Below are 13,630 nucleotides of genomic sequence, written 5' to 3'. Positions count from 1 at the left end.
GTCCGGGGCGTGGCATTTTGACCAAAAAGGCCCGGTGGACGACCAATAGGGCAATGATTATGATCCCGCGCAAAATTGGGAAAGTCGACATGAACTATCAGCGGTTCTTCGAGGAAGCGATCGACCAGCTCCATGCAGAGCGTCGCTATCGCGTTTTCGCCGACCTTGAGCGCATCGCGGGCAAGTTTCCGCGCGCCATCTGGCGTTCCAATGGCCGCGCCGAGGAAATCACCGTCTGGTGCTCCAACGACTATCTCGGCATGGGCCAGCATCCCGACGTCATCGCCGCGTTCCAGAACGCGGCCGGCAAAATGGGGTCGGGCGCCGGCGGCACCCGCAACATTTCGGGCACCAGCAACCCGCTGGTCGAGCTCGAAGTGGAGCTTGCCGACCTGCACGATAAGGAAGCCGCACTCGTCTTCACCTCCGGCTTTGTCTCCAACGAGGCCTCGATTTCGACCATCGCCCGGCTTTTGCCCAACTGCCTGATCATCTCGGACGAGTTGAACCACGCCTCGATGATCGAAGGCGTGCGGCGCTCCGGTGCGGAAAAGAAGATCTTCCGCCATAATGATGTCGCGCATCTGGAAAGCCTGCTGCAGGCGGCGGGCCGCGAACGCGCCAAGCTGATCGTCTTCGAGAGCGTCTATTCGATGGATGGCGACATCGCGCCGATAAAGCAGATCGTCGAGCTCGCCGAGCGCTACAACGCCATGACCTATATCGACGAGGTCCATGCCGTCGGCATGTACGGACCGCGCGGCGGCGGCATCACCGAGCGCGAGGGACTGGCCGACCGGATCGATATAATCCAGGGCACCCTGGCCAAGGCGTTCGGCACGCTGGGCGGGTACATCACCGGCACAAGCGCGGTGATCGACGCGGTGCGCTCCTATGCGCCGGGCTTCATCTTCACCACGGCGCTGCCGCCGGCGATCGCCGCCGCCACCACCGCCTCGATCCGCCACCTCAAACGCTCGCAGGCCGAGCGCGATGCACAGCATCAGCAGGCGACACGAACCAAGCAGATCCTTTCGGCCGCCGGCCTGCCTGTGATGGATTCGCCGACGCACATCGTGCCGCTGCTGGTCGGCGATCCGGAGGCCTGCAAGATGGCCAGCGACCGCCTGCTCGGCGTGCACGGCATCTACATCCAGCCGATCAACTACCCGACCGTGCCGCGCGGTACGGAGCGGCTGCGCATCACGCCGACGCCGTTCCACTCCGATGCGCTGATCGCCGAGTTGCAGGACGCGCTGGTCGAGACCTGGGATGCACTCGGCATTCCCTATGGCTCCGCCGGTCGGCCATCGGTGGCCAAGAGCGACCGGATCATTCCCCTGCTGGTGCCCAAGTCAGGCGGCTGAAGCCCGTTTGAAACTCTACTCCGACGGCCATCTGACGCAGGTTTCTGCGCTTCCGGTGCTCACGGACCTGAATGTCCGCTGCGCTCCGGTTCTCGAAACCCACGCCAGCTGACTCGCCGGAGCGATTTTCAATCCGGCCTCAGGGCATCAAATAGTCTTCATCCACTTTGCCAGCCGGTGCGCGGCTTCCTCGATCTGATCGAGGCGGCGGTGGAAGCACAGTCTGAGGAAGGCTTCGCCGCCGGGACCGAAGGCGGTGCCGGGCGCCAGGCCGACATTGGCCTTGTCGACGATGTCGAAAGCGGCAGTGCGTGAATCGGTGATGCCGTCGACCGTGAAGAACAGATAGAATGCGCCTTGCGGTACGGTGAACCGGGCGCGGCCTGTGTCGCCGAGAATGCCGCAGACCAGATCGCGTGCCTTGCGCGCCCGCTCCACCTGTTCGGCAACGAAGGCATCACCCTCATCAAGGGCTGCAACCGCACCGCGCTGCATGAACTGGGCGACGCCGGAGTTGGAATACTGGATCAGGTTCTCGAACACCTGCTGCAAGGCGGGATGTGTCTTGATCCAGCCGACGCGCCAGCCGGTCATCGCCCAGTTCTTGGAAAAACTGTTGACGAACAGGATGCGGTCTTCCGCCGTGGCGATGTCGAGGAAGGACGGCGCACGGCCGTGGCTGTAGTGGAACAGCGAATAGATTTCGTCGGCGATGATCCAGAGGTTCTTCGTGCGCGCAAGATCGAGGATCGCCTGCAAGGTCTCGTGATCGGCGGTCCAGCCGGTCGGGTTCGACGGCGTGTTGATGAACAGCGCTTTTGTGCGCGGCGTGATCGCCGCCGCAATCTTCTCGACGTCGCAGGACCAGCCATTGCCGGAATGATCGAGCGTGACCGCCACCGGAACGGCGCCCGATATCCCTGCTGCGGCATCGAAATTCGGCCAGGCCGGCGACAGATAGATGACCTCGTCGCCGGCACCGGCGAGCGCGTCGAGCGCCAGCTGGATGGCATGCATGCCGGACCCGGTGACGATGAATTGCTCCTCAGGGAAGGTCTTGCCGAAATGCCTGGCATAGTAGCGGGAAAGCGCCTGTCTGAGATCTGGGATGCCCTTTTGCCAGGTGTAGAACGTCTCGCCGCCGGCCAGCGCCTTCGACGCGGTATCGGTGATGAACGAAGGCGTCGGCAAGTCGCCCTCGCCGGCCCAGAGCGGGATCATGCCTTCGCGCAGGCGGCCGTAATTGACGACGGCGACAATGCCGCTTTCGGGTGCGGCGCGGGCCTCCGTGCGCAAGCTGTCGATCAAAGTCATGGGCGGGTCCGTTCCGATCTCGGGCGTTTATCAGCGCTCCTTACCAGATGCGAAAACAGAAAACCCCAGCCGCGAACGACCGGGGTTTTGGTCCAGCAATGCTTTGCTGATTATCTTTTGGCGAGCAAGTCGCGAATTTCGGTGAGCAGCGCGACGTCGGCGGGCGGCGGCGCGGCCGGTGCTGCGGGCTTCTCGCGTTCAAGCCGCTTGCGCATGTTGTTCACGGCCTTGACCATCAGAAAGATGATGAAAGCGAGGATAAGGAAGTTCAACGCGACAGTGATGAAACTGCCATACGCGAAAACAGCGCCTTGCTTTTTGGCGTCCGCCAGCGAGGTGGCGTTGACGGCCGAGGAGAGCCCCAGGAAATAGTTGTTGAAGTCCAAGCCGCCGAAAATCGCGCCGACGATCGGCATGATGATGTCATTGACAAGGGAATCGACGATCTTGCCGAAGGCCGCGCCGATGATGACGCCGACCGCAAGGTCCATCACATTGCCCTTGGAAATAAATTCCTGGAATTCTTTCAGCATTCGACCCTCCTTGTCATGACCGGCCGAGCTGCCGCTTCCGTCCTTGCGGGCATCGACCTGAGGCAACATAACAAAAACCTGCGGTTGCAACATCGGCAAAAAGGAGAAAGCAACCGGTTTCTCCTTACCTGGCGGTAGTCTCCAAAGCGCGTCGCGTTGAAACGGATTCACGCGCCGCGCTTTGGGTGTTTTGTTTTTGTGCATGTCGTTGCCCCAAAACCGCTGCGCACTTTTGGGCGACATGCATCAGAAATCGCGGTCTTCATGCGCCCAAAGCCGTGATGGACTCGGAAGCCAAGCTGTGATTGCGTCTGGGCAAGCCGGGTTGAAATTCGGCACAGGGAGGATATTGCCGGCGTGCAGGGCTTGTTCATCGTCATCATCGCGATCGCCTATGTGACGCTGCTGTTCGCCATCGCCAGCCTGGGCGACCGCCGCTCGGCCATTTCAGGGCCGAGCCGAGCCCGGCCCTTCATCTACGCGCTCAGTCTTGCGATCTACTGCACGTCCTGGACCTTCTTCGGCTCGGTCGGCCTCTCTTCCGAACGCGGCCTCGAATTCCTCGGCATCTATACCGGCCCGGTGCTGGTCTTCGTGTTCGGCTTTCCGCTGCTCAACCGCATCGTGCGGTTGGCCAAGACGGAGAAGATCACCTCGATCGCCGACTTCCTCGGCGCCCGCTATGGCAAGAGTTTTACCGTCGCGGCGATCGCCACGCTGATCGCCACCATCGGCGCGGTCCCCTATATCGCGCTGCAGTTGAAGGCGATCTCCGGTTCGGTCAGCCTGATGGTCGAGCACTATACGGGATCGCCGCCCTCCTTCGATCCCTTCGTCAGCGACATCTCGCTGGTCGTCGCCATGCTGCTGGCGCTGTTTGCGGTGCTGTTCGGCACGCGCCACGCCGACGCCACCGAACACCAGGACGGGCTGATGCTGGCGGTGGCCGTCGAAACCGTGGTCAAGCTTGCCGCCTTCCTGGCCATCGGCCTGATGGTCACCTTCCTGATCTTCGGCGGCCCGGGCGACATGTTAGACAAGCTCGCCCAGAATGCACAGGTTCGGCAGGCGATGAGCTACAACACCTCGCTCGCCACCTGGCTGGTGCTGACTTGCCTGAGCGGCTTTGCCATCATCATGCTGCCGCGCCAGTTCTACGTCACCATCGTCGAGAACCGCGGCGAGGCCGAACTGCGCACCGCAACATGGGTGTTTCCGCTCTACCTCGTAGCGATCAATCTGTTCGTGCTGCCGATCGCCTTTGCCGGCTTGTCGCTGGTCGGCACCGGAACCAGCAGCGATCTCTATGTGCTGTCGCTGCCCTTGTTCAGCGGCCATGACGTGCTGGCCATGGCGGCCTTCATCGGCGGGCTGTCGGCGGCGACGGCGATGGTGATCGTCGAGAGCGTGGCGCTGTCGATCATGATCTCCAACGACCTCATCATTCCGCTGTTCGTGCGCCGCCTGCTCAAGACCTCGACCTCCGAGACCGAAGACTGGTCGACGCTCATCCTCAATGTGCGGCGCGGAGCGATCTTCATCCTGCTGTTCATCGCCTTCCTCTATTACCGCGAGAGCACCAACAGCGCGCGCCTGTCGTCGATCGGCCTGATGTCGTTCGCGGCAATAGCACAGTTCGCGCCGGCGCTGATCGGCGGCCTGATCTGGCGCGGCGCCAATGGCCGGGGTGCAGCACTCGGCATGGTCGCCGGCATCCTCGTCTGGGGCTACACGCTGCTGTTTCCATCGCTTGCCGGACCTGACACCGAAATCATCGCGCACGGGCTGTTCGGCTTCGAGGCGTTGCGGCCGCAGGCCCTGTTCGGCACCGTCGCCGAACCGCTGAACCACGGCGTGTTGTGGAGCCTGTCGGTCAACGCGGTGTTCTTTGTGCTCGGTTCCCTCTCGCGCGCATCGGTGCCGCTGGAGCGCATTCAGGCGTCGATCTTCGTGCCACGCGATGCCGGCCCGATGCCAAGCCTGCGCCGCTTCCGCACCGCCATCACCGTCAACGACCTCAAGGACACGATCGGGCGCTATCTCGGTGTCGAGCGCACCGAGCGCTCCTTCCAGTCGTTCGAAAAGACCAACGGAACCTCGCTGCACGGCAACGAGCAGGCGAGCATGGACGTCATCCGATTTTCCGAACAATTGCTGGCCAGCGCCGTCGGTTCGTCTTCGGCGCGGCTGATCTTGTCGCTGCTGTTTCGGCGCCACGACCGCGAATCCAGGGATGCCTTCCGCTTACTCGATGACGCCACCGAGGCGCTGCAGCACAATCGCGACCTGCTGCAGATCGCGCTCGACCAGATGGAGCAAGGCATCACCGTCTTCGACCGCGACTTCCGCCTGATCTGCTGGAACCGCCAGTACCGGGCCCTGTTCGACCTGCCCGACGAGATGGGCCAGGTCGGCGTCTCGCTCGACAGCATCCTGCGCCATCTCTCGGAGCGCGGCGACATTCCGGCGGAGCAGCGCGTGGCCATGCTCAACCGGCTGACCAGCTTCGTCAGCCCATGGCAGATGGAGCTGAAAACCTCGGGCCGCATCCTGGAGCTGCGGTCCAACCCGATGCCGGACGGCGGCATCGTCGCCACCTATGCCGACATTTCCGGACGCGTCGAGCAGGATCTGGCGCTGAAACGCGCCAATGAATCGCTGGAGCAGCGCGTCAAGACCCGCACTATCGAGCTGACCCGCGTCAACGAAGAGCTGGCGCAGGCGCAGATGCTGGCCGAGGAGGCCAATCTCGGCAAGACCCGCTTCCTCGCCGCCGCCGGCCACGACATCCTGCAGCCGCTGAACGCCGCCCGGCTCTATTGCTCGTCGCTGATCGAGAAGGCCGGCAAGGGGCCGACCGGCAAGGCAGCGGTCAACATCGAATCCTCGCTGGAATCGGTCGAGACCATTCTCGGCGCCGTGCTCGACATCTCCCGCCTCGACGCCGGTGCGATGAAGCCGGACGATACCGCCTTCAACCTCGATGGATTGCTGCGCCAGATCGGCAACGACTTCCGGCCGCTCGCCGCCGAAAAGAAGCTCGAGCTGACGATCATGCCGTCATCGCTGACCGTGACGACGGATCGCAACCTGTTGCGGCGCCTGATCCAGAACCTGGTCTCCAACGCCATTAAATACACGCGCCACGGCCGTGTGCTGGTCGGCGTCAGGCGGCGCGGCGAACTGGCCGAAATCCAGGTGATCGACACCGGCATCGGCATCGCCGGCGACAAGCTGAACACCGTCTTTCACGAATTCACCCGGCTGGACGAAGGCGCGCGCGAGGCCGAGGGCCTCGGCCTCGGCCTCTCCATCGTCGACCGCATCGCCCGGGTGTTGCGCCTGGAGATCCGGATCTTTTCCAATCCGGGCAAGGGCACGCGCTTTTCCGTCATCCTGCCTGTGGCGGCCGTGCAGGAGCCGCGACGCGAGATCGAGACCAGAGCCCCTGCGCGTGCGACAGCTTCGCTGGCTGGGCTGCACGTGCTCTGCATCGACAACGATGCCCGCATCCTCGAAGGTATGCGGCTGCTGCTCGAAGGCTGGGGGTGCAACGTCGATACAGTGTCCGGCTCAAGGGATCTGGACGGAGCCGCGATGCACCGCCCGGACATCGTCCTTGCCGACTACCATCTCGACGGCGAAACCGGTCTCGATATCATCGTCAGGCTGCGCGCGATCCACGGCGACAACCTGCCGGCCGTGCTGGTCACCGCGGACCGCTCCAACGAGGTGCGCACGGCCGCGGGCGGCCTCGAGATTGCGGTGATCAACAAGCCGCTGAAGCCGGCCGTGTTGCGCTCGATGATGGCCAGGGTCAGGCCGCTGGCATCGGCCGCCGAATAGGTTAGCTCGTCGGCTGCAGCGGGTCGCTGCCGATCTTGGACAGGAGGATCACCGCCTGGGTGCGGCTGTCGACGCCGAGCTTCTGCAGGATGGCGGAGACATGCGCCTTGATGGTGGCCTCGGAGACGCCGAGTTCATAGGCGATCTGCTTGTTGAGCAGGCCCTCGGCCAGCATGCCGAGCACCCGGGTCTGCTGCGGCGTCAGGGCCTGCAGCCGCTTGATCAGGTCGGATATTTCGGGATCACGCTCGACGCCAAGATCGACGCCGACGGGCGCGGCGATGTCACCGGCAAGCACCGATTGCACGGCGCCGCGGATCTCTTCCATGCTGGCCGATTTGGAGATGAAGCCGGAAGCGCCGAGATCGAGCGCCCGCCTGATGGTCGCCGGATCGTCACGCGCCGACACCACGATCAGCGGCACCGTCGGATGGATGCCACGCAGCGCGATCAGGCCGGAGAGGCCGCTGGCGCCCGGCATCGACAGGTCGAGCAGCACCAGATCGACATCCTCGTTGGCTACGACCAGCGCCTTGGCGCTCTCGAAATCGCCGGCTTCGTGGATGGCTGCGACATTGCCGATGCCGGCAAGCGCTTCGCGCAGCGCACCACGAAACAGCGGGTGATCGTCGGCGATGACGAAAGAATAGCCGGCCGGCAAATGTCCCTCCCCGAATCCCCCGATAATTTTTGCTTTTTTCGGGATCAGTTGGACGATTATGAGGGGCTGCGCGCTGTTTTCAAGCGGCAAAGCCAGCGCGCCGCGTTTTCCCTGCTTTGGACGCTCAGGTCTTCTGCGAATTGAGCTGGGCGCCGTTGTCCTTGTCCATATCCTTGACGATGCCCATGAAGCCGCGCAGGAAGCGTTCCATGTAGCTCATCGTCTTGTTGAAATCCTCCTCGCTCGGCAGTTTCGATTCGAGGCGGGCGGAGAGCGAATTCTCGAGCTTGGTGACGCGCTCGTCCATCGCCTTCATAGAGGTCTGCAAGCGGTCGACCTCGTCCTGGAAAGCAGCGCGTTCGTCGGCCGCCATCTTGCAGACAAGCTGGCCGGAGCGTTCCTCGCAGATCGACATGGCGCCGGTCTGCGTATCCATACGGACATAGCCGTTATCAGACTTTTCCAGCCGGTAGCGGTCGGTTTCTTCCGAATAAGCTGAAGCCGCGACCAGCGAAACGAGCGCGGCGGGGATCAAGATGTGCTGCAGACGCATGTTGTCCTCCATGGCCAAGGCCTGAAATATCGCATGTTTGCGCCGGAAATGGGGAAGACCCTTGGCGTGGCCTTTCCCACGTGGCTGGTTCGGACTATAGCGCAACCATGTCTCAGATTATCTACAAGATAACCCCGCAAGCGCCTTGGCGCGAGGCCGAAACACATGGCCGCTTCACCGGCGCGCCAATCGATGTCGCAGACGGCTTCATCCATTTCTCCACCGCGGCGCAGGTCAAGGAAACCGCGGCAAAGCACTTTGCCGGCCGGACCGACCTGCTGCTGGTCGCCATCGACGGGACCAGCCTGGGCGCGGCGCTGAAATACGAAGTCTCGCGCGGCGGCGCACTGTTTCCGCATCTTTATGGTCCGCTCGATCTAAAGGCCGTGCTGTGGGTCCGACAACTGCCGCTTGGCGCCGATGGTGTGCATCAGTTCCCGGCACTGGAGGGGCAATGAGCGTGCTCGACCGGCTTGGCCAGAAGCTGCTGTTCACCTTCGACCCGGAAACCGCGCATGGCATGTCGATCGCGGCGTTGCGATGCGGCCTGCCGGTCGGCGCGCGGACGACGCTCGACGCGCGGCTGAAGCTGACGGTCTGCGGCCTCGAGTTTCCGAATCCGCTCGGCATGGCTGCGGGCTACGATAAGAACGCCGAGGTGCCCGACGCGCTGCTTGGCCTGGGTTTCGGCTTTGCCGAGGTCGGCACGATCACGCCGCTGCCGCAGGCCGGCAATCCGAAGCCGCGCATTTTCCGGCTGACGGCGGACGAAGCGGTGATCAACCGGCTGGGCTTCAACAATGAAGGCCATGTAGCGGCCGAAAAGCGCCTTGCCGCACGCAAGGGGCGTGGCGGCATCGTCGGCGTCAACATCGGCGCCAACAAGGACAGCAGCGACCGCATCGGCGACTACGAGCGCGGTGTCGCCCGGTTTGCGCAATACGCCAGCTATCTCACCGTCAACATCTCCTCGCCCAACACGCCGGGCCTGCGCAACATGCAGGCGCGCGAGCAGCTTGGCGAACTTTTGTCGCGTGTCATGGCCGCGCGCGCCACGGCAACAGCCCAGCCGCCGGTCTTCCTCAAGATCGCGCCGGATCTGGTCGAGGCAGAGCTGGAGGACATCGCCGCAGAGGTCACCGAGAAGCGGATCGACGGCGTCATCGTCTCCAACACCACCATCTCCCGACCGGCACTGCGCAGCGGCGACACCGCGCGCGAAACCGGCGGACTCTCGGGCAAACCCTTGTTCGAACGCTCGACCATCGTGCTGGCGAAGATGCGCAAGCTGCTTGGCCCAGACCGCGCCATCATCGGCGTCGGTGGCGTCGATTCTGCCGAGGCCGCGCTGGACAAGATCCGTGCCGGCGCCGATCTGGTGCAGCTCTACACCGGCATGATCTATGCCGGGCCTGCGCTGCCGGGCCGGATTGTCGCCGCGATGGCACGCTTTGCCGGCACGGAACGGCTCAGATCCATTCGCGAGTTGCGCGACAGCCATCTCGATCGATGGGCAATGAGGCCGCTCAGCTGAACGCCGTTTGCATCCGCAACAGCAGAATGGTGAGCAGGCTGAAGCCTCGCACCAGCAGGAAGACGTGCAGCGCCGCCCACAAACCATTGTTGCCGAAAGCGGGCGCCAAAGTGAGCAGCGCGGCGCTGAAGGCGAGAAACGACAAAAGCATCATGTTGCGCATGTCGCGCGACCAGGTCGCGCCGATGAAGACGCCATCCATCTGGAACGCCAGCACACCGCTCAGCGCGGTGAACGCCGCCCACGGTAGGTAGGTGTCGGCCACTGCACGGACTTCCTGCGACGTCGTCACAAGAGCAACCAGATTGGCGCCGCCAAACAGCAGCACCAGAGTTGCAGCCCCGGCCAAGCCAAAGCCCCAGAACAGGGTCAGCCGCACGGCCTGCCGGAACGGTGCGGCGGCGCGCGCGCCGACGGCACGGCCCGCCAGCTGTTCGGCGGCGGTGGCGAAGCCATCGAGGAAATAGCCGGCGACGAGAAAGAAGTTCATCAGCACGGCGTTGGCGGCCAGCGTCACCGTGCCGAACTGGGCGCCCTGGCGGGTGAACAGCGCAAAAGCGGCGAGCAGTGAGAACGAGCGGATCATGATGTCGCGGTTGAGCGACAGCATGCGCAGGAAGGCGGCCATGTCGAGCAGGCGATGGCGCGGCAAAGGCGGCGCCGCGCGGAACCGGCGGATCACGATCGCCAGGCCGAGCAGCATGGCAAGGAACTCGCCGGTGACGGTCGCCCAGGCGACGCCGGCGACGCCCCAGCCAAGCTCCAGCCCGAGCAGGAAGCAGAGCGCGATGTTGATGCCGTTGAGCACCAGTTGCAGCATCAGCCCGAGCCCGCCCTCGCCGCGCCCCAGCACATAGCCAAGGATGGCATAGTTGATCAGCGAAAAGGGGGCAGCAAGCAGCCTGATCCTGATGTAGACGGCCATCGCCTCGCTGACGCGCGGTTCGGCGCCCATGAATTTTTGCCCGGCGATGGCGACCAGGGGCGCAAGGGCCGCGAGCACGATGCCGGCGACGACCGCGATCAGCACGGCACGCCAGAACACCGCCTGTTCCTCCAGGGCATCGGCGCGCCCGAAAGCCTGGGCGACGAGCCCGGTGGTGCCCGAACGCAGGAAATTGAAGGAGGTGAAAACGACGTCGAAGACCAGTGCGCCGGCCGCCAGGCCGCCGAGCAGGGCGGCGTCGCCGAACTGACCGACGACAGCCGTGTCGACCAGACCGAGCATCGGCGTCGTCAGATAGGCAAGCGTCATCGGCACGGCGATGGCGAGCACGGAACGGTTGGTGACGACAAAAGATCCGAGGCCGATTGAGGATCTGGCGTCGACTGGGGTTGCACCCTTGTCCAAGGATTGCTGCCTTGCTGTTTGAGCTTGATCGAACAGCCGATGTGCCCCATTTTCCGGCCACCGCGCAATCATTCTTCCCGCGAGGGCCAACCGAATTCCCCGGTCTGGCGCGAGCCCGCCGGATCCAGTTCATGCCCCTGCAGATCGTCCATCACCCCGACTACGACGCCGGCTTCGCCACCAACCATCGCTTTCCGATGAGTAAATATCCGCTGCTGATGGACGCCTTGCGTGCACGCGGACTGGCTGGACGCGACACGCTCAACACCGCCGAACCGGCGCCGGCGTCATGGCTGGAGCTTGCGCATGCGGCGGACTATGTCGCCCAGGTCATCAGCTGTTCGGTGCCCGAAAAAATCGAACGCGAGATCGGCTTTCCGGTGACCCCGCGTGTCTCGCTGCGCGCGCAGCTTGCCGCCGGCGGCACGATGCTGGCGGCGCGGCTCGCATTGCGCCACGGCATTGCCTGCAACACCGCCGGCGGCAGCCATCATGCGCGGCGCGCGCAAGGTGCGGGCTTCTGCACCTTCAACGATGTCGCCGTCGCCGCGCTGGTCCTGCTTGCCGAAGGCTCGGCACAAAACATCCTGGTCGTCGATCTCGACGTGCATCAAGGCGACGGCACGGCGGATATTCTCGCTGATGATCCGCGCGTGTTCACCTTTTCCATGCATGGCGACCGCAACTACCCCGTGCGCAAGATCGCCTCCGACCTCGATGTCGCGCTGCCCGACGGCACGGATGACGCAGCTTACATGGAGAGGCTAGCCGCCATCCTGCCGGACCTGTCCGCCCAGGCGCATTGGGACATCGTGTTCTACAATGCCGGCGTCGACGTCCATGCCGAGGACCGGCTTGGCCGGCTGGCGCTATCGGATGACGGCCTGCGGGCCCGCGACGACATGGTGATCAGCCACTTTCGCACGCAGGGCATTCCGGTCTGCGGCGTCATCGGCGGTGGCTATTCCACGGACGTGCCCGCGCTTGCCGCGCGCCACGCCATCCTGTTCGAGGTGGCCTCGGGCTACGCCCGGTAGTCCTCTTTAAGCATGATCTTGTCCGAAAACCGGTTCCCAAGTTTCGCTGACGCGGACCTGCGGTTCGGGATCATGCCCTACTTCCGGTAGTTGGCGAGCCTGAGCAGGATGAAGGCCGGAACGACGATGGCCGCGCCCAGCAGGATATAGCCAAGGAAACGGTCGATGGCGTGGAAGCCCAGATTCCACAGGTCGATGAAGAACTTCTGGATGCCGTAGAGCACGTCCATCGGCGACCAGCCGAAGGCATTCATGACCAGGCCGACGAGGAAAGACACGACCAGCAGTTTCAGGATCACCTTGAGCGGCGAGTCGCCTAGAAAGCGCGTCAGTGCGGACAAGGCCCGTCTCCAGATTGAGGTACCCAGACTCGAGGGCGTCGGCCCAGACATACGCACTTGGCTTGCCGGCTTCAAGCCGACAGTTTTACGGGATGCCGAAGAACCTCGAGCGAGGCATTGCATGGCAAGGTTGCGCTACCGAACGGACCGAACCCGTGTCAATTTGTTAAATATGCGTAAATGGAATTACCTTAATTTATTGAAAATAAAGCGAAAAATCTTCATTTTTTGATTCCCCGCAATGTGCGTGCAATTTTCGCCTGCGAGACAGTCGGCGTCTTTCAGGTGATCGGCCGCGCGGGCGCTCTGACCCCCTACTACAGCTGGCGAAAGCCAGTCCCAGGACCGCGCAGCCATCCCTGAAAGACACCAAATCGGAGCTCGATCGCCCCAACGGTCGAGGTCCTCGGGAATTAACCTGCGTATCGATTGCCGGATGCGCGCGTCTGTTGGAGTAATGCAGTGTTCTCTCAAGCAAAGATCATCCTGACGGCAAGTGCCCTTGCCGTGTGCCTCCTCGGGCCGGCGATGGCCGCCGACCTTCTACCCGCCTACAATGATCCCCCTGCTTTCCAGTGGAGCGGCGCCTATGTCGGCGTGCATGGCGGCACGGCGTTCACCGGGATGCCGAACCCGTTTGCCGGCCGGAACGGCCTCAGCGGCGGCGTTCAAGCCGGCTACAACCAGCAGATGGGTCCAGCGGTTCTCGGTGCCGAGATCGAGGGCTCCTATCTGGGTGGCGCCGAGCACGACGTCGAGGGCGGCAAGATCAAGGAAAAATGGCGCGGTGCCGCCAAAGCCAAGGCCGGTTTGAGTTTCGACCAGACGCTACTCTTTGGAACCGGCGGCGTCGCCCTGACAAAATTCGACAAGGGCGACAATGTGAGCAGTATCGACGGCTGGAAACTTGGCTATCTGGTCGGCGCCGGCATCGAGCAGGGTTTTGCCGGCGGCCTCTCGGCCAAGGTCGAATATGACTATGTCCGCACCCCTGGCGTCGAAACGACGTCGGCCTTCGGTAAATCCAAGGCGACGATCGGCAGCCATGAACTGAAGGCCGGCATCAACTATCGATTCTAGGGCAGGCCGCGGG

Annotated in this window: 12 protein-coding genes; 6 read left to right on the top strand and 6 right to left on the bottom strand. The window is 63.5% G+C overall.

Annotated elements, in window-relative coordinates:
* Window positions 1-89 precede the first annotated feature (89 nt).
* Entirely contained in the window at window positions 90-1,367 is a 1,278-nt protein-coding gene (hemA, locus tag EJ076_RS09015; protein WP_109666803.1) for a 5-aminolevulinate synthase, read from the top strand.
* Between the two features lie 147 nt (window positions 1,368-1,514).
* Here hemA and EJ076_RS09010 read toward each other — a convergent pair whose 3' ends face one another.
* Window positions 1,515-2,681 (bottom strand): pyridoxal phosphate-dependent aminotransferase, encoded by a 1,167-nt coding sequence (locus EJ076_RS09010; RefSeq protein WP_126067654.1) that lies wholly within the window; start codon window positions 2,679-2,681, stop codon window positions 1,515-1,517.
* Window positions 2,682-2,791: 110 nt separating this feature from the next.
* On the bottom strand, window positions 2,792-3,214 hold the full coding sequence (mscL, locus tag EJ076_RS09005) for a large conductance mechanosensitive channel protein MscL (protein WP_056588266.1): 423 nt from the start codon (window positions 3,212-3,214) through the stop codon (window positions 2,792-2,794).
* Between the two features lie 357 nt (window positions 3,215-3,571).
* Here mscL and EJ076_RS09000 point away from each other — a divergent pair, with 357 nt between their 5' ends.
* On the top strand, window positions 3,572-7,060 hold the full coding sequence (locus EJ076_RS09000; RefSeq protein ID WP_126067653.1) for a PAS domain-containing hybrid sensor histidine kinase/response regulator: 3,489 nt from the start codon (window positions 3,572-3,574) through the stop codon (window positions 7,058-7,060).
* 1 nt (window position 7,061) lies between these two features.
* On the opposite strand, the gene EJ076_RS08995 is transcribed toward EJ076_RS09000, so the two are convergent.
* Together EJ076_RS08995 and EJ076_RS08990 are read right to left on the bottom strand one after the other, a co-directional pair.
* On the bottom strand, window positions 7,062-7,721 hold the full coding sequence (locus EJ076_RS08995; RefSeq protein ID WP_126067652.1) for a response regulator transcription factor: 660 nt from the start codon (window positions 7,719-7,721) through the stop codon (window positions 7,062-7,064).
* Between the two features lie 124 nt (window positions 7,722-7,845).
* Window positions 7,846-8,274, bottom strand: a complete 429-nt coding sequence (locus EJ076_RS08990; protein ID WP_056588273.1) for a hypothetical protein — start codon at window positions 8,272-8,274, stop codon at window positions 7,846-7,848.
* A 107-nt stretch (window positions 8,275-8,381) separates the two neighbouring features.
* Between EJ076_RS08990 and EJ076_RS08985 the strand changes: the two genes are divergently transcribed.
* Complete coding sequence (locus EJ076_RS08985) at window positions 8,382-8,732, top strand: DUF952 domain-containing protein (RefSeq protein ID WP_126067651.1); 351 nt, start codon at window positions 8,382-8,384, stop codon at window positions 8,730-8,732.
* Entirely contained in the window at window positions 8,729-9,808 is a 1,080-nt protein-coding gene (locus EJ076_RS08980; RefSeq protein ID WP_126067650.1) for a quinone-dependent dihydroorotate dehydrogenase, read from the top strand. The genes EJ076_RS08985 and EJ076_RS08980 overlap by 4 nt, the downstream gene beginning before the upstream one ends.
* Here the strand turns inward: EJ076_RS08980 and EJ076_RS08975 are convergent.
* Entirely contained in the window at window positions 9,801-11,159 is a 1,359-nt protein-coding gene (locus EJ076_RS08975; RefSeq protein WP_126067649.1) for an MATE family efflux transporter, read from the bottom strand. The genes EJ076_RS08980 and EJ076_RS08975 overlap by 8 nt on opposite strands.
* 131 nt (window positions 11,160-11,290) lie before the next feature.
* On the opposite strand from EJ076_RS08975, the gene EJ076_RS08970 reads away from it, so the two are divergent.
* The gene (locus tag EJ076_RS08970) at window positions 11,291-12,196 is read left to right on the top strand and encodes a histone deacetylase (protein ID WP_126067648.1); all 906 of its coding nucleotides are present in this window, start codon (window positions 11,291-11,293) and stop codon (window positions 12,194-12,196) included.
* 77 nt (window positions 12,197-12,273) lie between these two features.
* Here EJ076_RS08970 and EJ076_RS08965 read toward each other — a convergent pair whose 3' ends face one another.
* Window positions 12,274-12,537 carry a DUF6460 domain-containing protein gene (locus tag EJ076_RS08965; protein WP_109666574.1) on the bottom strand — a complete coding sequence of 88 codons (264 nt, stop codon included), beginning with the start codon at window positions 12,535-12,537 and terminating at the stop codon, window positions 12,274-12,276.
* Between the two features lie 462 nt (window positions 12,538-12,999).
* On the opposite strand from EJ076_RS08965, the gene EJ076_RS08960 reads away from it, so the two are divergent.
* Window positions 13,000-13,617, top strand: a complete 618-nt coding sequence (locus EJ076_RS08960; RefSeq protein WP_126067647.1) for an outer membrane protein — start codon at window positions 13,000-13,002, stop codon at window positions 13,615-13,617.
* Window positions 13,618-13,630 lie beyond the last annotated feature (13 nt).

The organism is Mesorhizobium sp. M7D.F.Ca.US.005.01.1.1 (genome assembly GCF_003952545.1).
GTDB lineage: Bacteria > Pseudomonadota > Alphaproteobacteria > Rhizobiales > Rhizobiaceae > Mesorhizobium > Mesorhizobium loti.
The sequence above is the reverse complement of the archived record's forward strand: the minus strand, read 5'-3'. Positions and strand labels throughout refer to the sequence as shown.

Coding starts and splice junctions, on each gene's coding strand:
- hemA (WP_109666803.1), top strand. CDS start 90: ATGAACTATCAGCGGTTCTTCGAGGAAGCGATCGACCAGCTCCATGCA.
- EJ076_RS09010 (WP_126067654.1), bottom strand. CDS start 2,681: ATGACTTTGATCGACAGCTTGCGCACGGAGGCCCGCGCCGCACCCGAA.
- mscL (WP_056588266.1), bottom strand. CDS start 3,214: ATGCTGAAAGAATTCCAGGAATTTATTTCCAAGGGCAATGTGATGGAC.
- EJ076_RS08990 (WP_056588273.1), bottom strand. CDS start 8,274: ATGCGTCTGCAGCACATCTTGATCCCCGCCGCGCTCGTTTCGCTGGTC.
- EJ076_RS08985 (WP_126067651.1), top strand. CDS start 8,382: ATGTCTCAGATTATCTACAAGATAACCCCGCAAGCGCCTTGGCGCGAG.
- EJ076_RS08980 (WP_126067650.1), top strand. CDS start 8,729: ATGAGCGTGCTCGACCGGCTTGGCCAGAAGCTGCTGTTCACCTTCGAC.
- EJ076_RS08970 (WP_126067648.1), top strand. CDS start 11,291: ATGCCCCTGCAGATCGTCCATCACCCCGACTACGACGCCGGCTTCGCC.